Source organism: Pseudomonas sp. LB3P58, from assembly GCF_054897895.1.
Map to the genome: position 1 here is coordinate 2,732,230 of NZ_JBUBVE010000001.1, position 23,945 is coordinate 2,756,174.

General features: G+C 59.4%; 21 protein-coding genes. 12 read left to right on the forward strand and 9 right to left on the reverse strand.

All coding sequences use genetic code 11. The features are described 5' to 3' along the window. Positions 1–78: 78 nt before the first annotated feature. Both ACYZTZ_RS12745 and ACYZTZ_RS12750 read right to left on the reverse strand, forming a co-directional pair. Positions 79–405 (reverse strand): nuclear transport factor 2 family protein, encoded by a 327-nt coding sequence (locus tag ACYZTZ_RS12745; protein WP_461998448.1) that lies wholly within the window; start codon positions 403–405, stop codon positions 79–81. Between the two features lie 69 nt (positions 406–474). Then, entirely contained in the window at positions 475–1,122 is a 648-nt protein-coding gene (locus ACYZTZ_RS12750; RefSeq protein ID WP_461998449.1) for an MliC family protein, read from the reverse strand. 274 nt (positions 1,123–1,396) lie between these two features. Between ACYZTZ_RS12750 and ACYZTZ_RS12755 the strand changes: the two genes are divergently transcribed. From ACYZTZ_RS12755 to otnI, 6 genes are all read left to right on the forward strand, one after another. After that, positions 1,397–1,564 (forward strand): hypothetical protein, encoded by a 168-nt coding sequence (locus ACYZTZ_RS12755; protein WP_223430989.1) that lies wholly within the window; start codon positions 1,397–1,399, stop codon positions 1,562–1,564. Beyond that, positions 1,557–2,462 carry an L-threonate dehydrogenase gene (ltnD, locus tag ACYZTZ_RS12760; protein WP_046049850.1) on the forward strand — a complete coding sequence of 302 codons (906 nt, stop codon included), beginning with the start codon at positions 1,557–1,559 and terminating at the stop codon, positions 2,460–2,462. Before ACYZTZ_RS12755 ends, ltnD begins: the two co-directional genes overlap by 8 nt. A gap of 27 nt (positions 2,463–2,489) precedes the next feature. Beyond that, entirely contained in the window at positions 2,490–3,782 is a 1,293-nt protein-coding gene (gene otnK, locus ACYZTZ_RS12765; RefSeq protein WP_461998450.1) for a 3-oxo-tetronate kinase, read from the forward strand. Beyond that, positions 3,779–4,417: a 3-oxo-tetronate 4-phosphate decarboxylase gene (otnC, locus tag ACYZTZ_RS12770; protein WP_429509969.1), complete on the forward strand. Its 639-nt coding sequence runs from the start codon at positions 3,779–3,781 to the stop codon at positions 4,415–4,417. Before otnK ends, otnC begins: the two co-directional genes overlap by 4 nt. A gap of 174 nt (positions 4,418–4,591) precedes the next feature. Then, positions 4,592–6,052, forward strand: a complete 1,461-nt coding sequence (locus ACYZTZ_RS12775; RefSeq protein WP_461998451.1) for a GntT/GntP/DsdX family permease — start codon at positions 4,592–4,594, stop codon at positions 6,050–6,052. 21 nt (positions 6,053–6,073) lie between these two features. After that, entirely contained in the window at positions 6,074–6,856 is a 783-nt protein-coding gene (gene otnI, locus ACYZTZ_RS12780; RefSeq protein ID WP_461998452.1) for a 2-oxo-tetronate isomerase, read from the forward strand. Positions 6,857–6,860: 4 nt separating this feature from the next. Here otnI and ACYZTZ_RS12785 read toward each other — a convergent pair whose 3' ends face one another. Beyond that, on the reverse strand, positions 6,861–7,679 hold the full coding sequence (locus ACYZTZ_RS12785; protein WP_150658100.1) for a DeoR/GlpR family DNA-binding transcription regulator: 819 nt from the start codon (positions 7,677–7,679) through the stop codon (positions 6,861–6,863). 214 nt (positions 7,680–7,893) lie between these two features. On the opposite strand from ACYZTZ_RS12785, the gene nspC reads away from it, so the two are divergent. The 4 genes from nspC to ACYZTZ_RS12805 all read left to right on the forward strand — a co-directional run bounded on the left by nspC (position 7,894) and on the right by ACYZTZ_RS12805 (position 13,654). After that, a complete protein-coding gene (nspC, locus tag ACYZTZ_RS12790; protein WP_056742288.1) occupies positions 7,894–8,991 on the forward strand; it encodes a carboxynorspermidine decarboxylase in 1,098 nt (365 codons plus the stop codon). Between the two features lie 27 nt (positions 8,992–9,018). Then, the gene (locus ACYZTZ_RS12795) at positions 9,019–10,254 is read left to right on the forward strand and encodes a saccharopine dehydrogenase family protein (protein ID WP_056742289.1); all 1,236 of its coding nucleotides are present in this window, start codon (positions 9,019–9,021) and stop codon (positions 10,252–10,254) included. 318 nt (positions 10,255–10,572) lie between these two features. Continuing rightward, positions 10,573–12,294, forward strand: coding sequence for a type I secretion system permease/ATPase (locus ACYZTZ_RS12800; protein WP_461998453.1), 1,722 nt, complete (start codon positions 10,573–10,575; stop codon positions 12,292–12,294). Continuing rightward, complete coding sequence (locus ACYZTZ_RS12805) at positions 12,287–13,654, forward strand: HlyD family type I secretion periplasmic adaptor subunit (protein WP_461998454.1); 1,368 nt, start codon at positions 12,287–12,289, stop codon at positions 13,652–13,654. Before ACYZTZ_RS12800 ends, ACYZTZ_RS12805 begins: the two co-directional genes overlap by 8 nt. A gap of 97 nt (positions 13,655–13,751) precedes the next feature. Here the strand turns inward: ACYZTZ_RS12805 and ACYZTZ_RS12810 are convergent, their stop codons facing one another. The 3 genes from ACYZTZ_RS12810 to ACYZTZ_RS12820 all read right to left on the reverse strand — a co-directional run bounded on the left by ACYZTZ_RS12810 (position 13,752) and on the right by ACYZTZ_RS12820 (position 19,875). After that, the gene (locus ACYZTZ_RS12810; protein ID WP_461998455.1) at positions 13,752–18,578 is read right to left on the reverse strand and encodes a M10 family metallopeptidase C-terminal domain-containing protein; all 4,827 of its coding nucleotides are present in this window, start codon (positions 18,576–18,578) and stop codon (positions 13,752–13,754) included. Positions 18,579–18,967: 389 nt separating this feature from the next. Further along, on the reverse strand, positions 18,968–19,546 hold the full coding sequence (gene gfa / locus ACYZTZ_RS12815; RefSeq protein ID WP_461998456.1) for an S-(hydroxymethyl)glutathione synthase: 579 nt from the start codon (positions 19,544–19,546) through the stop codon (positions 18,968–18,970). A gap of 92 nt (positions 19,547–19,638) precedes the next feature. After that, positions 19,639–19,875, reverse strand: coding sequence for a hypothetical protein (locus tag ACYZTZ_RS12820; RefSeq protein ID WP_461998457.1), 237 nt, complete (start codon positions 19,873–19,875; stop codon positions 19,639–19,641). A gap of 216 nt (positions 19,876–20,091) precedes the next feature. Between ACYZTZ_RS12820 and ACYZTZ_RS12825 the strand changes: the two genes are divergently transcribed. Then, entirely contained in the window at positions 20,092–20,433 is a 342-nt protein-coding gene (locus ACYZTZ_RS12825; protein ID WP_046049748.1) for a YajG family lipoprotein, read from the forward strand. 160 nt (positions 20,434–20,593) lie between these two features. On the opposite strand, the gene ACYZTZ_RS12830 is transcribed toward ACYZTZ_RS12825, so the two are convergent. Then, a complete protein-coding gene (locus tag ACYZTZ_RS12830) occupies positions 20,594–21,487 on the reverse strand; it encodes a hypothetical protein (RefSeq protein WP_461998458.1) in 894 nt (297 codons plus the stop codon). 481 nt (positions 21,488–21,968) lie between these two features. Between ACYZTZ_RS12830 and ACYZTZ_RS12835 the strand changes: the two genes are divergently transcribed. Then, a complete protein-coding gene (locus ACYZTZ_RS12835) occupies positions 21,969–22,586 on the forward strand; it encodes a dTMP kinase (RefSeq protein ID WP_056742304.1) in 618 nt (205 codons plus the stop codon). A 121-nt stretch (positions 22,587–22,707) separates the two neighbouring features. Here the strand turns inward: ACYZTZ_RS12835 and ACYZTZ_RS12840 are convergent, their stop codons facing one another. Together ACYZTZ_RS12840 and ACYZTZ_RS12845 are read right to left on the reverse strand one after the other, a co-directional pair. Beyond that, positions 22,708–23,232: a cupin domain-containing protein gene (locus tag ACYZTZ_RS12840; RefSeq protein WP_461998459.1), complete on the reverse strand. Its 525-nt coding sequence runs from the start codon at positions 23,230–23,232 to the stop codon at positions 22,708–22,710. A gap of 164 nt (positions 23,233–23,396) precedes the next feature. Further along, entirely contained in the window at positions 23,397–23,921 is a 525-nt protein-coding gene (locus tag ACYZTZ_RS12845; protein WP_461998460.1) for a transporter suffix domain-containing protein, read from the reverse strand. Between the last annotated feature and the right edge of the window lie 24 nt (positions 23,922–23,945).

Genomic DNA, 23,945 nt, shown 5'->3' on the forward strand with positions numbered 1-23,945 from the left:
TAATGCCAGTCAATTAAGCAATTTCAGCTGCTACAAAAAAAGTGTCGCGGCTGAATTTGAATTCCAGTTCGATGCTCATCAGGAAATATCCAGAGACGCGATCTTGCCTTCGGCGAGTTCGAAGGTGTAGGTGAGCTCGACAGGGCTGCCAGGAAAGTTTCCGCTTAGCCGGGCGAGCAGGGTAACGGTCTGCCCTTTCTGCGAGCTGCTCAAGGGTTCGACGCTGTATTGGTACTTGGCCTGGGACGCTTGCTTCCAGGTTTTGATGGCCTCCAGTCCTTTGTACGTCCGGCTTTCGTCGCGAACCACGGCCTCTGTGGCGAAGCAGCGGTCCAGCATCTCGGTGTCGTGACTCTTCTCCGCTGCAAGGTAGCTGGCGATGGGTTCAGGCAATTCGATGTTCATATTGAGTTACCTCCAGGGTGTGAGATTGCTCCACCGACATACTCGCTTTTGCGCACTTGCGCCAAAAAATCAGCTGACCGGCTCGGCCGTACAACTCACTGCCCCTGAGCCTGGCTTCTGAAAAAGGACCATGTTGCCGTCTTGCCAGAAGCGGTAGTTCCCCTGGGAATCCTTGCCAGTGTATTGGGTTCCCGAATCACTCGGCACCTGGTTCAGGGTGATCGAGGTGTTCGCCCATTTCAGGTACACGACACCTGGCTGCGTGTTAAAGAAGGTGGCGGCGATCAGCGCGTTAAACCCTGTACAACGAAAAGCCAGGGGGCCTTCGGTGAGCCTGTCTGGATCCTTGGTTCTCACAATGGCCGAGCCTTGGCGTAGCTGGTGCGCGCGCTCGGCATAGCTTCGGATGGTGCACGCCTTGGGCTCAGACGTGGACGCACACTGATTACGGGCGTCGATCCAGAACTGCTGGTCGATCAAGACTTTGTCTGGCCGCGGTACTGAACGTTCATCCGTGAGCGCCAGGCGATAAAGACGCGTCAATTCGATATCCATCTGCGCCAGTTGCCGATCGCGACAGATAAGCTTTTCGACGGATGCCCTTGCCGTGGCGCAGTCGAAGCTGGTCTTGAACGACGCAGCATTTGCGCAGGTGGTCGTCGCCGCGCAAACGCTGGCAGCGAGCAGACAGGTGAAAAGGGTCGTGACCGTTTTCATGTTGGCTTCACCCAGATCATGACGTGATCCCCGGATTGCCATGGAACCTATCGATCTGTTGAACATTGATTCGTTCGCATTGGGTGTATCGCAGTGTAAGTCAGTGCTCAAAACTTGCCACTCCCGGCGTTGGCCGGGTTGTAGGAGGGTGCGGCGGAAGCGATGTTAAAAAATGTTAGATTGAAAAAATACTTCACATAATCTGATCATTGGTAGATGATCTTCACCAGCCGGTATGACAACCTGATAACACGACAAAAACAGGATGGCCTTGATGTTCGACGAGATCCCGACTCATGTGCTGAATGACAGTGCCCCTCAGCGGGTTTATCCGCTCGGCGCTGATCCTGTCTACCGCAGCCCTCTCTACAACGCGGCCAATGTCTGCGCCTTGCAGGCGCGCAAGCAGTCGCTGCTTTCCACTGGAGTACCCCATGAATAACAAGAATGTCGGTGTTGTCGGTCTGGGCGCGATGGGCCTGGGCATTGCTCGCTCGTTGTTGCGCAGCGGTTTCAATGTGCATGCCTGTGATGTGCGGGCTGCGGTGACTGAACAGTTTGCCGGGGAGGGCGGTGTGGCTTGCTCTTCGCCGTCGCACATGGCCGCTGAGTGCGACGTGATAGTGACTGTGGTGGTCAACGCCGAGCAGACCGAAACCGTATTGTTTGGTGAGGGTGGTGCCGTGGCCGCACTGCGGCCGGGCAGTCTGGTGATCGGCTGCGCCACCGTAGCCCCGACTTACGCGGTGGATCTGGGCCAACGCCTGGCTGCGCTGGGCCTGCTGTATCTGGATGCACCGATTTCCGGTGGCGCCGCCAAGGCTGCCGCTGGCGAGATGACCATGATGACCTCGGGGCCGGCCGACGCCTATAGCAAGGCTGAGTCGATCCTGGCAGGCATGGCCGGCAAGGTTTATCGCCTGGGTGACGTCCATGGTCTGGGGTCGAAGGTCAAAATCATCAATCAGCTGCTCGCTGGAGTGCATATTGCCGCCTCTGCCGAAGCCATGGCGCTGGGCCTGCGTGAAGGGGTCGATGCCGATGCGCTGTATGAGGTGATCACCCACAGCGCCGGTAATTCCTGGATGTTCGAAAACCGCGTACCGCACATTCTCAAGGCTGACTACACACCGTTGTCCGCGGTGGATATTTTCGTCAAGGACCTGGGCCTGGTGCTGGATACCGCCCGGGCCAGCAAATTCCCGCTGCCGCTGTCGGCCACCGCTCACCAAATGTTCATGCAGGCATCCAGTGCCGGCTTCGGTCGTGAGGATGACTCGGCGGTGATCAAGATTTTCCCGGGCATCGAATTGCCGACTGCCAAGCCCCAGTCCGTTTGAAGCCCGAGCCCGTTTGAGGAACACCCCATGACTACCTCCACCGCACGCCCGCTGCTGGGCTGCATAGCCGATGATTTCACCGGTGCCACGGACCTTGCCAACATGCTGGTACGCGGCGGAATGCGCACCGTGCAAAGCATCGGAATCCCGAGCGCAGACGTGGCCGCCGGGCTTGATGCCGATGCGATCGTCATCGCCCTGAAGTCGCGCACCATTTCTGTCGCCGACGCGGTCGAACAGTCTCTCGCCGCACTGGCCTGGCTGCGGGAACAAGGCTGCGAGCAGATCTTCTTCAAATACTGCTCGACGTTCGACTCCACCAAGGCCGGCAATATCGGCCAGGTCAGCGAGGCACTGCTGGCCGCGCTAGACAGCGACTTCACCCTGGCCTGCCCGGCGTTCCCAGAGAATGGCCGGACGATCTTTCGCGGCCACTTGTTTGTGCAGGATCAACTGCTCAGCGAGTCGGGCATGCAGCATCACCCGCTGACGCCGATGACCGATGCCAACCTGGTTCGGGTCCTGCAATCGCAGACCGGTCTGAATGTCGGTCTGTTGCGCTACGACACCATTGCCCGCGGCACTGAGCAGGTGCGTGCGCGAATCGCAGAGCTGAGGGCTCAAGGTGTCGGCATGGCCATCGCTGATGCCTTGTCGGACAGCGATTTGTACACCCTCGGTACCGCCTGTGCCGATCTGCCGTTGTTGACGGGTGGTTCAGGGCTGGCCCTGGGTTTGCCGGAAAACTTCCGTCGCGCCGGCAAGCTGCGCGACCTCGATGCCTCGAAGCTCCCGGCGGTGTTCGGCGGGGAAGTGGTGTTGGCCGGCAGTGCGTCGATCGCCACCAATGGGCAAGTGGCGGCCTGGCTCGAAGCCGGGCGGCCGGCCTTGCGCATTGATCCGTTGGCCTTGGCCGCGGGTGAACCGGTGGTGGCGCAAGCCTTGACCTTCGCCCGTGATAACGATCAAACCGTATTGATCTACGCCACCAGCTCACCGGAGGAGGTCAAATCGGTGCAACAGCAACTGGGTGTCGAGCAGGCTGGCAGTCTGGTGGAAAACGCCTTTGGCGAAATTGCCCAAGGTCTGCGCCAGAGCGGCGTGCGCCGCTTCGTGATTGCCGGCGGAGAAACCTCGGGCGCTGTGGTTCAGGCGTTGGGCGTACAGCTGCTGCAGATCGGCGCGCAGATTGATCCGGGTGTGCCGGCGACCGTCAGCAGTACTGACGAACCCTTGGCGTTGGCACTCAAATCGGGCAACTTCGGTGGCCGCGACTTCTTCAGCAAAGCCTTGAACCAACTCGCGGGAGGTGCGCAATGAGTAACGAAAGCGCCCTGCGTGAGGAAATCTGCGAAGTTGGCCGTAGCCTTTACCAGCGCGGCTACACCGTCGGCAGCGCCGGCAATATCAGCGCGCGCCTGGACGACGGCTGGTTGATCACACCGACCGATGTCTGCCTCGGGCGCCTCGATCCGGCGACCATCGCCAAGGTCAATCTGGCCGGCGAATGGGTGTCCGGTGACAAGCCTTCAAAGACCCTGGCTCTGCATCGCCAGGTCTACGACCGCAACCCGAGTGTCGGCGGCGTGGTGCATACCCATTCCACTCATCTGGTGGCGTTGACGCTGGCCGGTGTCTGGCAGGCGGACGACATCCTGCCGCCGCTGACGCCCTATCAGGTCATGAAGGTCGGGCATATCCCGTTGATTGGCTACCAGCGACCCGGGTCGCCGAAGGTTGCCGAGCAAGTCGCGCAACTGGCCAATAGTGTTCGTGGCGTGATGCTCGAACGGCTTGGCCCGGTGGTCTGGGAGAGTTCGGTCTCCAGGGCCAGTTACGCCCTGGAGGAGCTTGAGGAAACTGCGCGGCTCTGGCTGATGAGCCATCCCAAACCGGAACCTCTCGACCAGGCGGCTCTGGACGAGTTGCGAGAGACCTTCGGCGCGACCTGGTAAAGCGCTGGCTTAACACCACAAATCGATACAGCAGGCCCTGTACATGAGACGCGCTGCGACTCTCGATGGACCCGGCTTGCCTGAAAAAACAATAACAACAGGAAATCCAAGCATGACTCACTTCAGATTCAGTGGCAGAACCGTTTTGTTTACCCGGCGTGGAGGGGTTCTGAAATGAGCCCTTTAGTCCTGATGATTACCGCAGGGGTGGGCATCGCGCTGTTGTTGTTCCTGGTGCTCAAGTACAAGTTCCAGCCCTTCGTAGCGTTGATGCTGGTGAGCATTCTGGTGGCGCTGGTGGCCGGGGTGAAACCGGCCGATCTGGTGGCGACCATCGAAGGCGGCATGGGCAAGACCCTGGGCCATATCGCGATCATCATTGCCTTGGGCGCGATGATCGGGCGGATCATCGAGCTCTCCGGCGGTGCCGAGGCGCTGGCCAAGACCCTGATCACTCGTTTCGGCAACCGACGCACACCGCTGGCACTGACGATTGCCGGGTTCATGGTCGGGGTGCCGGTGTTCTTCGAGGTCGGCGTGATCATCCTGATGCCATTGGCCTATGGCATTGCGCGCAGTGCGCGTAAGCCGCTGTTGGTGTTTGCGCTGCCGATGTGCGCTGCGTTGCTGACCGTACACGCCTTCCTGCCGCCACACCCAGGCGCCGTGGCCGCTGCCAGTCAGTTGGGCGCGGACTTGGGCCGTGTGCTGATGTTCGGCCTGCCGCTGACTGCGTTCCTTTGCTATGTCGGCTACCGCGTGGCCGGGCGCATGACCCGTCGGGTGTACCCGATGACCGACGATATTCGTGCCGAGGTCTATGGCCCGCATGTCACCAACGAGGATCTGGCCGCCTGGTCCAATGGCAACGACAAGAGCGCTGAGCGAGCGGCTGTGGCCGTGTCGCACATGGGCCTGGAAGAGTCCACCAGCAGCATCGTTTCCAAGTTGCCGCCGGCACCCCCACCGGGGTTTGGTCTGATCGTCAGCCTGATCGTGCTGCCCATCATTCTGATTCTGCTGGGAACATTGTCCACCTCGTTGCTGCCTGCTGAATCGACCCTGCGCGGCATCATGACCGTGCTCGGCGCGCCGCTGGTGGCGCTGCTGCTCGACACCTTGCTGTGTGCCTGGTTGCTGGGTTCGCGTCGGGGCTGGAGCCGGACTCAGGTGTCCGACGTGATCGGTTCGGCCTTGCCCGGTGTGGCCATGGTGATCCTGATTGCCGGTGCCGGCGGGGTGTTTGGCAAGGTGCTGGTGGATACCGGAATCGGCGCCGTGGTCTCCGACATGCTGCGCACCACCGGTCTGCCGGTGCTGGCGCTGGGCTTTCTGCTGACCCTGCTGTTGCGCGCGGTGCAGGGCTCGACGACGGTGGCGCTGGTGACCACTGCCGGCATCATCAGCCCGCTGATTGCGACCCTCAATCTCACCCCGAACCACATGGCGCTGCTGTGCCTGGCCATGGGCGGTGGCGGGTTGGCGATGTCCCATATCAACGATGCCGGTTACTGGATCTTCACCAAGCTGTCCGGACTGAGCGTGGCCGACGGCTTGCGCACCTGGACGGTGTTGACCACCTTGCTCGGCACCTTGGGTTTCTGTATTACCCTGCTGATCTGGCCGTTTGTCTAACTCTTAATCTCAGGAGCTACCATGCCTCGTTTTGCTGCCAACCTCAGCATGCTCTACCCGGAACATGCGTTTCTGGATCGCTTCGCCGCCGCGGCCGCCGATGGTTTCGAAGCGGTGGAGTATCTGTTCCCCTACGACTACAGCGCTGAAGAACTCAAGCAACGCTTGAGCGACAACGGCCTGGTGCAGGCACTGTTCAACGCGCCGCCCGGTGACTGGGCGGCGGGCGAGCGGGGCACGGTGTCGTTGCCGGGCCGTGAGAGTGAATTTCGTAGCGGTTTCGATCGCGCGCTGGAATACGCCGGCGTGCTGGGCAACTCGCGCATCCATGTCATGGCCGGCCTGCTGCCGTCCGAGAGTGATCGGGCACGGCATCACGCCATCTATCTGGAAAACCTGGCCTATGTCACCACCCAGGCGGCCAAGGTCGGTATCACGGTGCTGCTGGAGCCGATCAATACGCGGGACATGCCGGGCTTTTTCCTCAACCGGCAGGACCAGGCCCAGGCCATCTGCAAGGAAGTAGGCGCCAGTAACCTGAAGGTTCAGTTCGACTGCTACCACTGCCAGATCGTCGAAGGTGACCTGGCCACTAAACTACGTCGGGACTTCGACGGCATTGGCCACATCCAGATCGCCGGCGTGCCGGATCGGCATGAACCGGACCTGGGAGAAGTCAATTACCCGTATCTGTTCGAGTTGATCGACCAGTTGGGTTATGACGGCTGGGTAGGGTGCGAATACCGGCCGCGTGGTAACACATCGGCCGGCTTGCAGTGGCTGCGTGACTGGAAGGCGCGCTAACGCCCTACGCGTTGCTATCAGAAGGCAACAACAGTTCGACTCCCTGTTTGCGAATGCCGTCGGCCGCGGCCGGGGTCAATGCATCGTCGCTGAGGATAATGTCGAACTGCTCCAGCCCGGCAATCTTGTACATGCTGAACGTGCCGTATTTCGAACTGCTGGCCACCAGCACCACTTGCGAGGCCGACTGCATCGCGGCTTGTTTCACCTCCACCTTCAGCGCCGAAGGCGTGGTGAGGCCGCGACGCAAATCCCATGAGCTGGTCGATATGAACGCGATGTCGGTGACGACCTGGCGCAAGGTGGCAACCGCCAGGCCACCGACGCACGATTGATTGGAGTGATCCAGCTGCCCGCCGGTATGAATCACCGTGACATGGGGGGCCTCGATCAGCGCCTGGACAATGCCGAAGTCGTTAGTCACCACGGTCATGCCGGACAGCGCCTTGATGTAGGGGACGATTTCCAGCGTGCTGGTTCCCGCATCCAGGTAGATCGTCATATCGGCATGCAGTAGCCGGGCGGCGAGCTTGGCCATGGACTGCTTCTGTGGCAACTCGACCACCGCCTTGAACTGATGACTGGGCTCACTGTGGAGCTGGCTGGCGATCCGCACCCCACCCGTTACCGAATAAGCACGACCTTCCTGCTCCAGCAGCGCGATATCGCGACGTATGGTCATGTGCGAACAGTCGAACATTTCCATCAACTGATGCACGCTCAGCACCTGATGCTTGCGCAACTGTCGCAGCATCAATTCACGGCGCTGTTCAGGAATCATCGGTGCGCCGCTTTCGGCGGCGATGTCCTTTTGATTAGGCATTCGGGCTCCAGATTAAGGAAAGCTGACGGTCAAGCTAACGGTCAAACATAGTAGCGAATCTGTGGCGGGATCAGTAGCGCGGCGATGTGACGGGGCCTGGGACTAAAATTGAGTCACGTTTCGCGTGGAGAGTGCTTCCTGCTCTTTCGATATGCAGCGAGTGAAGGCACAATGCGCATCCTTTTTTGGCTGGCCTTGCCGGAGGCGCCTCGAAATGATCAAAACGCCGTACTACCTCATCGATAAACAAAAGCTGCTGGCGAACATGCAGAAGATCGCCTATGTGCGCGAACAATCCGGGGCCAAGGCGCTCCTTGCACTCAAGTGCTTCGCCACCTGGTCGGTGTTCGACCTGATGCAGCAATACATGGACGGCACCACGTCGTCGTCGCTCTATGAGCTCAAGCTCGGTCGACAGAAGTTCGCTGGCGAGACCCATGCCTACAGCGTGGCCTGGGCCGACGACGAAATCGAGGAGATGCTCGACAACTGCGACAAGATCATCTTCAACTCCATCGGCCAGTTGCAGCGCTACGCCGAGGCTTCAGCAGGCAAGGTGCGCGGTCTGCGGGTCAATCCGCAGGTGAGCAGCTCGGATTATCTGCTGGCCGACCCTGCGCGGCCGTTCAGCCGTCTGGGCGAGTGGGACCCGGTGAAGATCGAGCAGGTCATCGATCAGATCTCTGGCTTCATGTTCCACAACAACTGCGAGAACGGTGATTTCGGCCTGTTCGACCAGATGCTGTGCACCATCGAAGAACGCTTCGGCGACTTGCTGCACAAGGTCGAGTGGGTCAGCCTCGGTGGCGGTATCCACTTCACTGGCGAAGGCTATGCGATCGACGAGTTCTGCGCGCGCCTCAAGGCCTTTTCGCAAAAATACGGCGTGCAGGTTTACCTGGAACCGGGCGAAGCAGCCATCACGCAGAGCGCGTCGCTGGAAGTCACCGTGCTCGACACCCTCTACAACGGCAAGCACCTGGCGGTTGTGGACAGCTCCATCGAAGCGCATATGCTCGATCTGCTGATCTATCGCCTGAATGCCAAGCTGGCGCCCAGCGATGGCGAGCACACGTACATGGTGTGCGGCAAATCCTGCCTGGCCGGAGACATTTTCGGTGAGTATCAATTTGATCGTCCGCTGGCGATCGGGGATCGGCTGTCGTTCATCGACGCAGCGGGTTACACCATGGTCAAGAAGAACTGGTTCAACGGCCTGAAAATGCCGTCCATCGTAGTGAAACAACTCGACGGTACTGTCGAGGTGGTTCGTGAGTTTGGTTACAACGACTACATGTCCAGCCTTTCGTAAGCTGGCAGAGAAGGAGAGAGAGAAAAATTGAAGAAGAACGTGCTTATCATTGGTGCAGGAGGTGTCGCCAAGGTGGTGGCCCACAAGTGCGCGCAGCACAACGATGAACTCGGTCGTATTGCTATCGCGTCGCGCAACATCTCCAAGTGCCAGGCCATCATCGACAGCGTCAAGGCCAAGGGCAGCCTCAAAGTGCCCGCCGAAATCCAGGCCTTCTCGCTGAACGCCATGGATGTCGAAGCGACCAAGGCGCTGATCCGCGAAACCGGATCGCAGATCGTCATCAACGTCGGTTCCGCCTTCCTCAACATGTCGGTGCTGCGCGCCTGCATCGATACCGGCGTGGCCTATCTGGACACCGCCATTCACGAAGAGCCGGGCAAAATCTGCGAGACTCCGCCCTGGTATGGCAACTACGAGTGGAACCACCTCGAAGAGTGCAAAGAGAAGAACATTACCGCCATTCTCGGCGTGGGCTTCGACCCGGGTGTGGTCAACGCCTATGCAGCACTGGCGCAACAACAGTATTTCGACCGCATTGATTCGATTGACATTCTCGACGTCAACGCCGGTTCCCATGGCAAGTATTTCGCCACCAATTTCGACCCGGAAATCAACTTCCGCGAATTCACCGGACAAGTGTGGAGCTGGCAGAACAGCCAGTGGACCAGCAACACGATGTTCGAAGTCAAACGCACCGATGACCTGCCGGTCGTAGGCGCGCAGAACCTGTACCTGACCGGCCACGATGAAGTGCACTCGCTGTCGAAGAACCTCGACGTGCCCAACGTGCGTTTCTGGATGAGCTTCGGCGAGCACTACATCAATGTGTTCACCGTACTCAGGAACCTCGGCCTGCTCTCCGAGCAACCGGTCAAGACCGCCGAGGGCCTGGAAGTTGTGCCGCTGAAAGTGGTCAAGGCCGTGCTGCCTGATCCGAGCTCGCTGGCGCCCGGCTACACCGGCAAGACCTGCATCGGCGATCTGGTCAAGGGCACCAAGGATGGACAGCCGCGCGAGGTGTTCATCTACAACGTGGCTGATCATGAAGACGCTTACGCGGAAACTGACAGCCAGGGCATTTCCTATACCGCAGGCGTGCCGCCCGTGGCAGCAGCCCTGCTGGTCGCCCGCGGCGAGTGGGACGTGCAGCGCATGGCCAACGTCGAGGAGTTGCCGGCTGAGCCGTTCCTCAAGGCACTGGATGTGATGGGCCTGCCGACCCGCATCAAGGACGAGAATGGAGATCGTCCGTGGAGCTGAAACGCTTGAGACTCGCAACAGACAGTTGAACCGAGTTTCCCGCTCCATACGCAAAAACGCCGCTCTTTGAGCGGCGTTTTTGTTTGTGCGTAATGGGGAATGCAACATTCCCGCCCGTCACCCACATGCAAACCCAGCCCGTCGAACCGGCACTAACCCGTGGATGCGTGGTCAGTAATTGGCGCCTGAAGCGACGAGGATCGTCTCTGATTAGCGGCGCATCCGGCTACGTTTAGTGTTTTCTCCAATACCTTGGGGCAAAAAAACTCGCGATGGATTGCGTCCTGGACCGACTTTTCCTTTTGCGGGCGACACTCTATGGGTTTGCTTCTCGATCCGCGTCATGACATTGATGCCGCTTTATTAAGCTATCGCCGAGTGTTCTGGTCGCTGGCGCTGTTCAGTGGGGTGATCAACCTGCTGGTGCTGGTGCCGTCGCTCTACATGATGCAGGTGTACGACCGGGTCCTCAGCAGCCGCAACGAAACCACCTTGTTCATGCTCACCTTGATCGCCCTGGGACTGTTCATGTTCAGCGCCCTGATCGAGTGGGCACGCGGCGAAGTGATGATTCGCATGAGCGCGGGGCTGGACGATGCCTTGGGCGAGCGGATTTTCGACGCTGCCTTCGCCCGCAGCCTGCGCGAGCACAACGCCAACCCGGCGCAGGTGCTCACCGATCTGGCGACGCTGCGGCAGTTGATCACCGGCCAGGGCCTGATCGCCTTGCTCGATGCGCCGTGGTTGCCAATCTTCCTGCTGGTGGCGTTCATCTTTCATCCCTGGTTCGGCGTGCTGACGCTGGTTCTGGCCCTGGTGCTGATCGGCCTGGCGCTGTGGGGCGAGTTGGCGACTCGAGCGCGTCTGGGCGAAGCCAATCGCCTGGGCGTGCAGTCGTCGATCTATGTAAACAGCACGTTACACAATGCCGAAGTCATCCAGGCCCTCGGCATGCTCGGGCCGTTGCGCCAGCGTTGGAGCCTGCTGCAGCAACGCATCATTGCCGCCCAGGCCCATGCCAGCGACCGTGGCGCGCGTATCACTTCGATGACCCGTTTCGTGCGCATCTCCGGACAGTCTCTGGCCTTGGGCCTGGGGGCGTTGCTGGTGCTTGAAGGCCAATTGTCGGCAGGCATGATGATTGCGATGTCGCTGCTGCTGGGGCGTGCCCTGGCGCCCGTGGAAATCGCCATTGGCTCGTGGAAGCAATTCAACTCCGGCCGCCAGAGCTATCAGCGCCTGAGCCAACTGCTTGCCCAGCATCCGCGCGAGCGCCTGCGCATGCCTTTGCCACCGCCCACCGGCGCGGTGCGTCTGGAGCAGTTGTATGTCGGCCCGCCCGGCGCCTCGCAACCGATCCTGCGGGGTATCAATTTCAGCCTGGCCAAAGGTGATGTGCTCGCCGTCGTTGGCCCCAGCGCCAGTGGTAAATCGACGCTGGCCAGGGCGATGGTCGGCGTATGGCCGGCCATGGGTGGCTCGGTGCGCCTGGACGACGCCGAGATCAGTCAATGGTCCCACGACGCCCTGGGCCCGCACCTTGGATACCTGCCGCAGGACATCGAACTGTTCGACGGCAGTGTGGCCGACAACATTGCCCGCTTCGGCGAGCAGGACGCCGACCAGATCATCGCCGCCGGGCGTCACGCCGGCATTCACGAGATCATCCTGAGGTTCCCCAAGGGTTACGACACGCCGCTGGGCCCCGGCGGGCTTGGCTTGTCCGGTGGACAAAAGCAACGCCTCGGCCTGGCTCGCGCGCTCTACGGGCGCCCGTCACTGATCGTGCTCGATGAGCCCAACTCCAACCTCGATGAAGCCGGAGAGCTGGCACTGGTGCAGGCCATCAGTGCGCTCAAGGCTGCTGGCAGCACCGTGGTGCTGATTACCCATCGCCCTAATGTGCTGGCGGTGGTCGATTACATCCTGGTGCTCAAGGACGGCACTCAACAAGCATTCGGTCCACGGGATCAGGTGATCAAGGCATTGATGCCGGGGCCAAGACCGGCCGCGGTCAGGGAGACTGGCGAAGATGCGTGATCTGACCCCAGGGGCACAAACGTACAGCGAGCAGGGGCCGAGCGTGCGCGGCGCCACAACGCTGCCCGCCAGTACCGATGCCGGGGGGGCTGCACGTTATGGTGTCGGCTTCCTGGTCCTGACGCTGGGCGGCTTCCTGCTTTGGGCCTGCCTGGCGCCGCTCGACCAGGGTGTCGTGGGCAGCGGCACCGTGGTGGTGGCGGGCGAGCGCAAGGCTGTGCAGTCGTTGGTCGGCGGGGTGGTGGAAAAGCTGCTGGTCAGCGATGGCGACCGCGTCACCCAGGGGCAGTTGCTGGTGCAGCTCAATACGGTGCAGGCGCAGTCGCAACGGGACGTGACCCTGGGCAAGTTGCTCAACGATCGCAGCGTCGAGGCGCGGTTGATTGCCGAGCGCCTGGGCTCAGCCGAGATCCAATGGCCCACTGATCTGCTGGAGCGCGCCGACGAGCCGCGGGTCAAGGCTTCCATGGCCTTGCAGAGCCAGTTGTTTTTGACCCGCCGCGCAGAACTGGGCAGCCGCTTGCAGATCATCGAACACGAAGCCGCGGCATTGCAGCAGCAATTGCTCGGCTACGAAGGCGTCAAGCGCAACTACGACACGCAGATGCGCTTCCAGCAGCAAGAACTGGAAGGCCTTCGTGAATTGGCCCGTGAAGGCTACATTCCGCGCAACAAACTCTTCGAGGCCGAGCGCAACGCAGCCCAGTTGGCCGGGCAGATTTCCTCCGGAGTGGGCGATGTCGGCAGGACCCGCCAGGCGATCAATGAAAGCCGGCTCAAGGCCTTGCAGGCGCAGCAGGAATTTCGCCGCGATGCCGAAACCCAGCTCAGCGAGGTCTCTGCCGAGGCGGCAGGTTATGCCGATCAGATTCGTGCCTTGCAGTTTGAAGTCGACAACGGTGCGATCCGTGCGCCGGTGTCCGGGCAGGTCATGGACGTGAACATTCATACGGTCGGGGGCGTTGCGCAGGCCGGCCAAACCCTGATGCAGGTGGTGCCGCTGGATGCGCCGATGGCGATCACCGCGCGTTTCGAGCCGCTGATGGCCAATAAGTTGCGCCCGGGGCTGCCGGTGCATGTGCATTTCACCGCGCTGCAACGGGTGGATACGCCGACGGTCACCGGCACGGTGACTACGGTGTCGGCGGACCAGTTGATCAATGAACAGACGCACCAGCCGTACTTTTCCGCCAAGGTCGAAATTCCCGCCGACACCGTCGCCTCGCTGCAGGCCGCCGGCCTGCTGGTGCGCCCCGGCATGCTCGCCGATGTCACGGTGGTGACGGGTGAACGCACCTTGATGAATTACCTGATGAAACCTTTGCGTGAACGCTTGCTTGCAGCCTTCAAAGAGGAATGACATGTGGGGGTGAGCCTGCTCGCGATAGCGGTGGATCAATCAGCCTCCATGCTGGATGTACCGCCGTCTTCGCGAGCAGGCTCGCTCCCACATGAGGTCAGGCTGTAAAGTCGCTGGCGTGCAGCTCCTTGACGCCCACCAGTTCGAATTCGAACTCGGGGGTGGCGTCGGCGTTGACACTGCCTTGGAGAATGCCATCGGCAAATCGCACTTGGCCGGTGGCGTTGGTGGGGTCGAAGGCGTTGCTGCCGATGAACGTGAAGGCGTCGACAGTGGGGGTCAGCGGGTTGGCATCCAGGCCGGTAAGATCCAGATGATCACCCTCGGTGGTCTTGAAACCGCTGATCACATCGCGCAAAGCCCCGACGCCCATGTCCGACAGCGCACCAAACGCGTAGGTATCCGCGCCAGTGCCACCGGTGAGGTTGTCGGTGCCTGCACCGCCGATCAGCCGGTCATCGCCCGAACCGCCCACCAGCGTGTCGTTGCCCGCACCACCGTTCAGAACGTTCGCGGCGCTGTTGCCCGACAGACTGTCGGCGTAGGCGCTTCCCGTCACGTTTTCCAAGAATTTCAGGGTGTCGAGCCCGGACCCCACGGTGTTTTGTTGCGCTGACGTCGAAAGGTTTACGGTAACGCCGGACAGGGCGCGCTCAAAGGACACCGTGTCAATGCCATCGCGTCCGTCCAGCACGTTGTTGCCGGCACCGGCGAACAGCGTGTTGTCCAGCGCGTTACCCGTGCCATTGGCGGCGCCAGTGCTATCGATATACAGACGCTCGACGTTGTTGCCGAGGGTATAGGCCGCCAGGCTGCTGTGCACGCTGTCGATCCCTCCAGACACTGCATTGCTGTTGGTCTCGATCACGATGTCGTCGGCGTTGTCGACATAGTAGGTGTCGTTGCCATCGCCGCCGCTCATGCTGTCGTCCCCCTCGGCACCATCGAGCACGTTATTGGCGGCATTGCCGGTGATGAAGTTATGCCGCTCATTGCCGGTGCCGTTGATGGCCGACACGCCGGTGAGCACCAGGTTCTCGAGATTGGCGCCGAGGGTCCAGCTGACCGAGGCCAGCACCGTATCGATCTGCGAGGTCGAGGTGTTGGTTTCCACCACGCGGTCGGACGCGTTATCGACCACATAGACGTCGTTGCCATCACCACCGGTCATGGTGTCGGCGCCCAGGCCGCCATCCAGTTTGTCGTTGCCCGAACTGCCCACCAGGGTATCCGCCTGGCTGGTACCGGAAATCAAGTTCTGAGCGTTGTCGAAAATGTCCTGCACGCTGTTGTTGTCGTTGGGGTTGCCCTGGAAGCCAAGGTCATTGGCAATGTAGTCGGCCAGGCGCTGGCCGACGATCTCCGCCGACTCCTCGTGCAGGTGCCAGACGTCGTCGGGATACGCCAGTGGATCGACTTCGTGGCGCAAGGGGAGGTCGGTGTAATCCACCGCCAGCTGGACGTCGGCGCGCTCGGCGGCGATGGCTTCCTGGGCTGCGCGGACATAGCCAACCCCCTCGACGATGGAGGCAATCTTGTCTTCCGAATAACCACGAGTACGCGCCGCGTCCTGCTCGTAGTGACCGGTTTCCATCATGTACACGCTGAAGTTGCCGAGCTGGGCATGCAGGTAATCAAACACCTTCAAGGTCGCGGCCTTGTAGGCCGCTGCCGCTGCTGGTTTGTCCGTGGCGCGGGCGATCTCCTGGGCGGCTTCCTCGCCCTGACCCCAAATGATGCCCATGGTGACGTTATTGATCGATTGCAGTTCGGTGAGCTGGTCCCGCAGCAGCGTCACGGCGCGCAACAGCGCAGCCCCGGGTTGGTTGGTGTCGGTCAGCCACCAGCACAACTTGAGCTCCTCGGCGCTGAGCGTCGACAGGCCGGTGACCGTGCTGCCGCCCACCGCGATGTCGATGCCGTTGCCATCGGCATCGGTGAACTGGCTGCGCACATCATAGGGGGTGTAGCGGCCCAGGTCGTTGACCAGCATCGAGGTGCCGGACTGATTGTCGTCCTCCGTCATGCGCAGCAGACGCGCATTGGATTGGCCGAGGGTGGGCACGTAGAGGATGTCCTGCTGGGCGCGCTCGCCGAACACGAAGTCGCTGGCGGTCAGGGTGTTGAGGTAGTTGCCGTTGAGGGCGATTTCAAAACGATTGCCATCGGCATCCGCTTCGGCGGACTTGATGTAGGTCTTGTCGCCGGCCGCGTTGAGGGTGATGTACAACGTGCCATTGCTGCCATCGCCGAGGCCGATAAAGCCCAGGCCCGAAACATCGATCTTGTCGACGCCCGCGGTGAAGTCATAAATCGTGTCGGTGGCCGTGACACCGCCGGTGTCGTAGTCGCGGTAGCTGTCGAGTACGTTGGTGTAGCGGAAGGCGTCGGCACCATCGCCGCCGTACAGCGAATCGCGTCCGGCGCCGCCGTCGACGATGTCCGCGCCGGTGCCGGCCTTGATTGTGTCGTTGCCACCGAGGCCGAGGATCAGGTCTGCGCCCGCCGTGCCATTGAGGGTTTCGGCATTGTTGGTGCCGGTGATGGTGTTGGCGGGCGCATCGGCCACTACCAACGCGAAGCTATCGCTGACCGATGCACCGGCCGGGTCCGTGGCTTTGACCAGCACGTTGTAATTGCCGGACGCAGTGCTGGTCGGCGTGCCGGTGAACGTCAGGTTGGTGACGTTGAAACTCAGCCACGCGGGCAGGGCGCTGCCATCGGCCAGGGTCGCGGTGTAGCTGAGGCTGTCATTATCCGGATCGGTGAAGCTGGTGGCCGGCACCGCGTAGCTGAACGAGGTGTTTTCGGTCGCGTTCTGATCCAGCAACGCCGTTGCCAGCACCGGCGCATGGTTGACCGTTGGCGAAGTGGCAAAGACGAAATTGGCGCTGGTCAGCTTGCCGAGGTAGTTGCCGTCCAGTGCCACCTCGAACCGGTTGCCATTGGCGTCGGCGGTCAGGGACTTGATGTAAGTCTTGGTGCCGGCACTGTTGAGCGCCACGTACACGGTGTTGTTCTTGCCATCCCCCAGGCCGGTGAAACCCATGGCCGAGAGGTCGATCTTGTCGGCGGTGATATCGAAGTCGGTGATCAGGTCGCCAAGATTGGCGCCGCCGGTGTTGTAGTTGCGATAACTGTCCAGACGGTCGGAGAACACGAAGGTGTCCGCCCCGGCGCCACCGGTGAGGGTGTCCATACCGGCTCCACCGTCGAGCCTGTCGTCGCCTGCGCCGCCACTGAGGCTGTCGTTGCCCGCGAGGCCGAGCAGGGTGTCGGCCGAATCGCTACCCAGCAGCGAGTCGCTGCCGCTGGTGCCGGTGACCACCCGATTGAAAATGAAGTTGCTGGCGGTCAGGGTGCTGGTGAGGTTGCCCGAGAGAACCAACTCGAAGCGATTGCCGCTGGCGTCGGCATCGTAGTCCTTGAGGTAGGTACGATCGTTGCTGGCGCTGTAGCTGACCTGCAGGGTACCGCCACGGCCATTGCCCAGGCCCGTGAAGCCGAGGCCGGCGAGGTCGATCTTGTCCTGGGTGACGTCGAAGTCGGTGATGGTGTCATCGAAGCTTGCGGTTGCGTTGCGGTAACTGTCGGACTGAGCGACGAAACGGAAGGTATCGGCGCCAGTACCGCCGGTGAGTTTGTCGATGCCTGCGCCACCCACCAGAATGTCGCCACCGGCCCCGCCATTGATGGTGTCGTTGCCGGCACCGCCGTAGAAAATCTCGCTGGCGGCGCTGCCCAGCAGGGTGTCGTTGCCAGCCGTGCCTTGCACGGTGGAAATCGGCACCGTGGCGCTGACGTAGCTGCCGTCACCATAGACCAGCGTGGCACCGTTGCTGGTGTGGCTGATGGTGTTGCCAATAATGGCGTTGCGATCAGTGCCGTCCTCATTGCGCTCTGCAACGCCGTAGGTCGACAGGTTGCTGCCGCTGATGATGTTGCCCTGAATCGTGTTGTCGCTGCCGTTGAAGTACTTGCCGGACACGCCGAGGGTATCGTCGTAGGACTGGATGATGATTTCCGGTACGGGATTGCCCAGGGAATTGTTGTTGAGCGTGTTGTCGATGATCTCGACGTGGTTGCTGCCGTAGATGCGGATCCCGGCGCTGGTGTTGTCGTGGATATCGACGCCGCTGACGGTCACGTCGCTGGACAGCTTGATCAGCACCCCTTCGGCGCCGTTGCCGTACACCTCGCCACCGGTGATGGTGATGTTGCTGGGGGAGGGGATGTTCTCGCTACCGCGCTGCACGACGATGCCATTGCCGCCATTGTTGTAGGCAACGTTGTTGGTGAGGGTGAAGTCGTGGGTACTGGTGACGACGTTGAAACCGTGGCGGTCATTGTCGTAGGCGACGTTGTTTTCGAAGGTACTGTCGCTGAGGAAGTCAGCAACGAAGCCGTCCAGGCCATTGCCGTGAGACACGCTGTTCTTGATGACCATGTTGACGGTCTGCTCGTGGGGGTCGAAACCGTACCCGGAGCAATCCTTGATCTCGACGCTGTCGAGGGTGACGTTGGAGTCGTGGCCTTCTACGCCAGGAATGTAGCCGTTGAACCAACCGTCGATCTTGCCGGTGGTGTGGTCGCGATTACCGTCGATGGTGAGGTTGCTGACGCCGAAGTCGTGGGTTTCCTCGCCATAGGCCGAGCGGATGACACCCGTGATCTTGGTGTCGGAGCCATCAGCCACCTTGACGGTGGTTTTGCCCATGCCGTCGCCGTACAGGTAGACGTTGCTCTTGAGCATCAGGCAGCCGTCGGAGGGTTCCTCGCCTCCCGAAACGATATAAGTTCCGGTCGGTACATACACCTGCCCCCCGCCTGCGGCGGCCGCCGCATCAATTGCACGTTGTATCGCCGCCGTGTCGTCAGTGATGCCATCTCCTTTGGCGCCAAAATTTTGCACATTGAAAATCATGAGCTTATCTCCGTATCAGGCTAAAACCTCGGAAAATGCCAATATTCCATCGACAGCTACCGTGTTATGACCCAACGGAGCGCAAAAGTTGTTACCGCATATCGGGGAAGCGTCAAAAACCTGATCTTGCTGATCAGCGGTTGTTAGGAAAGGCAAGGGGGATAACGTTATTTTGACACTGGCTCCGGCGGCAAGCGCCGCCTCGTCGGGAGCGAGATCGCGAAAACAATGGCGTTATTGATCAGGCCGAGTGAGTTTTGCGCTTTGAGCTGGACAGCCGTTGCTTGCGCCGAACGCCACGGCGAGAACCTGTGGGTACGATCCGCTCAGCTGAGATTTTCGGGATGTCGGGGCCGCGGTCCGACGAAGAAACCGCGGCGGCCGATCAATCAGGCGGCGGGGAGCACGCCTTTTTGTTTGGCGACATGAGTCGCCATTGCGTCCATCAAGTCCGGGGACAGGCAGTCGTAGGGCTCCAGGCCGATCTCGCGCAGGCGCTCACGGATGGCCTTCATTTGCGCTGGCGGTGTGCCGGTTTCGATGATGGAGGACACGAACGCCGCGAAGCCCGGCGCAGCCCATCCGCTCTGAGGAGAGAGTTCGGTGTGGACGAAGTCCAGGCCATAAAACGCATGGTCCTTGTTCTCGATGCGCCCGAAGAGATGGGCGTGGCACTGCTTGCAGGCGTGCCGCTGGATGGTGGCGGTGTCGTCGACAATTTCCAGTTTTTCGCCGTGGGCAATGACGCTGACCTTATCCCGAGGTACAACGGCAATGACGGCGAATGTCGCGTTTTGCGGTTTCCAGCATTTGCTGCAGCCGCACGCGTGGTTATACAGGGTTTGTGCGTCGATCTTGACCTCGACCTTGTCGGTCGCACACAGGCATTGCAGGGTGCCGCCTGAGAAATTCGCGGCGGCCGGTTGGATACCGTTGTCCAGTGCAGGGTGAAGTTTCAAGGTGCTCACGTTGGCTTCTCCGTTTCAGGGGGTTAGACGAACGTGCCTGGGGCCGGGCAGTTGCCTCCGGGTAGGCCTGAGAAAATCATAGCTCAAAGGCACTAAAGCCACGTATTCACCACTCGCCGATCCAGCTCCTCCCAATCCGCCATGCCCAACACCCGCGTGGTGTTCAACCCGCGCAAATAACCGCGCAACTGATTGGCGGTAGCCCGCGCAAGCTCCGGGTCAGGCGCGTTTTCACCCAACAGTACGGTTTCGTATTGGATCAGGTACTCGGCCACCCGGTCACGGAAATCGGGCAAAACGGCGTCGCGGATCAAGTCAAAAGTTCTCAAGGTGAAATCCTCATTAACCTTTTCTAGTTGTGATTGAGTGTGCAGCCGCCTGCACGGCGCGCAACTATTGCTAGAAGTAATAGTGACCATTACGAAACGCAAGTTCTGCTTTGTCGGCAATAGTTGGAAAATCGCTTCCATCGAACACGCGACTCAAGAAATTCCGCGATGACCGTTGCTTGATGAACCGAACCTTTTATTTTTTGGACGAGACCGATGCGCCCTTTATTCGTGCCTGCCATGGTGTTTGCCTCTTTGTTACTCGCCGGTTGTGCCTCCGCGCCGAACGACCCGACCCTGACCTTGCAGACCAGCAAGACCCCTGCCCAATACGCCGACTGCGTTGTACCGAAATTGCAGGGCAGTGCGTTGAGCCCGACCGTCTCGCAGACCCAGCACAGTTACCGGATCGTGGTGTCGAGCAAAGTCTCGGCGGACAACGTGCTGGAAGCCTACAAGGCGGGGAACGGCGGCAAGGTGTTCATCTACGAACGGCACTTGCTGGCCTCGAACTTCCTGCCTTCAAGTTTTGAACGCGCCGCGCAGGATTGCATCTGACCCCGGCCCGTAAACGCTTTTCATAGCGCTCCTTTGGTTGGCCGCAACCAACCAAATTTTTGCCCCGCACCGCATTCGGTTGCGGGGCTTTTTTTCTGAGAATGAACAAAGGCTTGTCTTTGATTCAAATGGAGGAGGGGGTAATGATTTCATTCCCGCCTTAGCTCCGGGTGAGTAGTAGGTAGATCACATTGCGATAGGGGTCGAAATACAAGCAGGAATGGGGTGATGAGTCCGCAGGTATGAACGCCCTCATCTGTTCGCGCGTCCTGAGCACGAGCTGCCAGTCCATGAAAGCTTCCATGTAGCCCCGCCCCCAGTTGTCCGGTGTAAAGTTTGCGATCAGGAGTTTACCTCCTGGATTCAGTTTGCCCATCAGCCAAGCTGTAAGCGCCATTGCCTGGGCGCGATTAAGGTAGTCATAGATGCCAATACTGTAGATGAAGTCGAATCCATCGTAATCATCACTTTCAGGCAGCTTCTTGACATTGCACTGCCACTTGATGATTTTCGAGCACGTTAGAGTGGCAAGCGTCAGCGTCTCTGCGTCATTATCAAATGCGACGAAGCGCTGGATCCGCTGTCGGGTCTCGGGTTTGAGAAGCTCCAGTTCTCGGCAGTGGCCACAAGCGACGCTCATGATAGAAAGCGTTTCCCGATGGGATGCCAGCCGCTCAATCAAGTCTGCAATGTGCTCACGGCGCCAACGTACGCTAAGTGCATTTGGGCTTGAGGTGACAACCTCGAATATTAATTTTCCGATCGCGCTGGAGTCGGGAGGCGGGTTCTGAAAGTAGGCGTAATCCAGCATTACAGCATCCCCTGGGTAGCCTCTGGGTTTTTCGAAAGCTCGTGAGGTGTAGGGGTCTTCCTGGAGTAGTTGAAAAATCGGATGTTCACGACATTGATCGACTATGTCGTCCTGCCAGAGCGTGTCGGGCAAACTTTGGCGGTACTCCGTTAGCAGCTCGGTCATGCAAGTGATGGCGTGCATATGGTCGCCACCGAGAATTTCTTGCTGGAAAATATCAAGTTCGCTAATCAGGCCTCTCATCATCAACCTCCGCTGCGCCGCAAAGTAGGTGAGCCACGGTTGTAGATTAGTAGAACCGGTGCGGTGCAGTACCTCACACGGAGAGTCGTATTGCGAATCTGCGCATTGCATCGACCCCACTGAATAGGGTGAGGACAAGGGTGGAAACGAGCGCTGTACTCGATCTTATCGGTCGACTGGAGGAGGGGAGTGACCATACCGAGTATTTCTCGGTAAGACGCTTGCTTCCGTCGTGGAGGTCATCGATAAAAAGCGAGCAGACTATGAACGTCGTCGCAAACTGCATCCGCTTGACCTAGATTCCTGATCTTGAGGTCTAGACAGCAACCCTGGATTTTGAGACGCGTTAGTCAGAAACCAAGTTAAAGTGTTCATCAATGTCTGTTCATAAGGTCCCTCCACTCGATTTGCGTAGTCGCGCCAAGCGGTTCCAGCGAACGAACCGGGCAAAAAAAACCGTAAATCAATCGTTGTTTGAAGAATGAATCGTCCGCTGTTTGTTTCTCTAGATGGGCCCAAGGGAGCCGGCAAAACCACACTGTTGGAAGCCGTGACGAAAGTACTGAGGGCAGACAACAAAAAGGTGATCCGACTTTGCGAGAAAAAAAGCGATCCCTATAGGGGTGAAACAATGACCCTCGTTAACAAGCTCGTCAGAAATCCCACCCGGGATTTGGAGTTGAGGGTTTGTGAGCGCTTTGCTGATAGCCGTACCTGGATTTCCCGGCACGTGCTGACTAAACAGCCACCAGACAGCATCATCTTGATCGATCGCTGGTACCCGTCTGATGCCGCGTTTCGCCGGATAGTCCCGTTTGCAGAGATTCTACAGTTGAACATTGATCGAAACGTGCGAGTGCCAGACCTGCATGTCGGGGTTGTCACCGCCCCTGATATTTCGTGGGCAAGGGCTGCGGCACGAGGCCGTGGGCTGGGCAGTACTGTGATCCATAAGCTGGAAGAACATGTCGCTTGTACAAAGGCGTTCGAGCAAGCAATTGCAGATCACGGCTGGGTTTTATGCCGTAACGAAGGAACGATCGAAGACGCAACGATGCAGGTGATTTCTGAGATCTATAGAGTCCTTCGGTGCCCGTAGGCGAAGTGCGCATCTATAGAGTAATACATGATTTAACATAATATACATTACACGTAACAAGATGTTTCGAGATTAGCCCGGTTGCACGCAGGTTTTGAAACGATCAATTCGCCTCAGCCACTCATTCTCCCATCAGCTTCTCAAACAGCTCCGCGTGTTCGGGAAATTGCTCGGTAAGCTGCTCCTGCATGCCCAGCGCCATATCTGCAAAATCAAACCCTGGTGTAACCGCTTCGCTGATCAGGCCGTATCCCGCCAGTCCACTTGTAAGCTGCGAAGCTTTCCAGACGCCACCCGGTACATGCAACTGCAGACATTGTCCGGCGATTATATCGCTGCCCATCACAACCGTTTTTAATGTTCCGTCCGGGAAAATCAGGCTGTACTGAATCGCATCTCCCACATGGTAGTAATGCACGATGTCCGATTGGTTCAGATGAAAATGACCTATCGGCGAATCCTTGGTCAGCAAGTAGTAAATGGATGTCATCAGGTAGCGCCGGCCCCCAGCGGTCTCAACCATCGCGTGGTGATCGGTTTGAAAGGTCCGGCGGTAGAAACCGCCTTCCATGTGGGGTTCCAGGTTCAGTGCTGCGATCACAGCCTCTGCGCTGGGAATGTGTCTATCAAAGGTGTTGGTAGTCATGTTGATTGAGCCCTCCAGCCTTTGAAATAGCGCGCAATTAATGTGCTTACTCTATTATGACTATGCATGCGATTAATAATAACTATGCTAAATAGCTCTTTAGTAGAGCTAGCCATTAGAGCTTGAACGCACGAGTACTCACTACCCTCGCCCACTATTGTCATTCACGCCGCACTTGTGTTTGCGACACGAGCGGTGCGAATAAACAAGGCGCGCACTTTCTCCCAGAAATTCCCCCCCAATACAAAAAAGCTACCGATCAGCATGAGGTCACCCAGCGCTTGAACTTGCCAGAGGTTGGGTCTGAGCCCCGGCCAAATGCTGTCGATGTAAGGTTCAAGAAAGGAGGAAATCAGCGGCACGAAAAACATAACGATGCCAATTCTGTGACGCAATGGGCCCACTTCGACTTCCGTGCTGGGTGCAAGTGAGGACACATAACCGAACAGGCTGCGCTTTAACTGCTGGAATCCGGACTTGCCCATGATGGCAATGGCGAGAATCAGCAGGATTTTGTTGCTGATGAACAGCACGCCGGTCAGTGCAGCGATCTTTGAACCCGGCACATCGGCTGCCGCCGCGAGAGGCACCAACAGCCAGGAACCCAGCATCAAGCAGATAATGACTATGCCCAACTTAAAGCGCCAACCGGCTGAATGGGGGTCAACAACACCTGGGGTGTTATTCATAGTCGTCGTACCTTTCTAACGGAT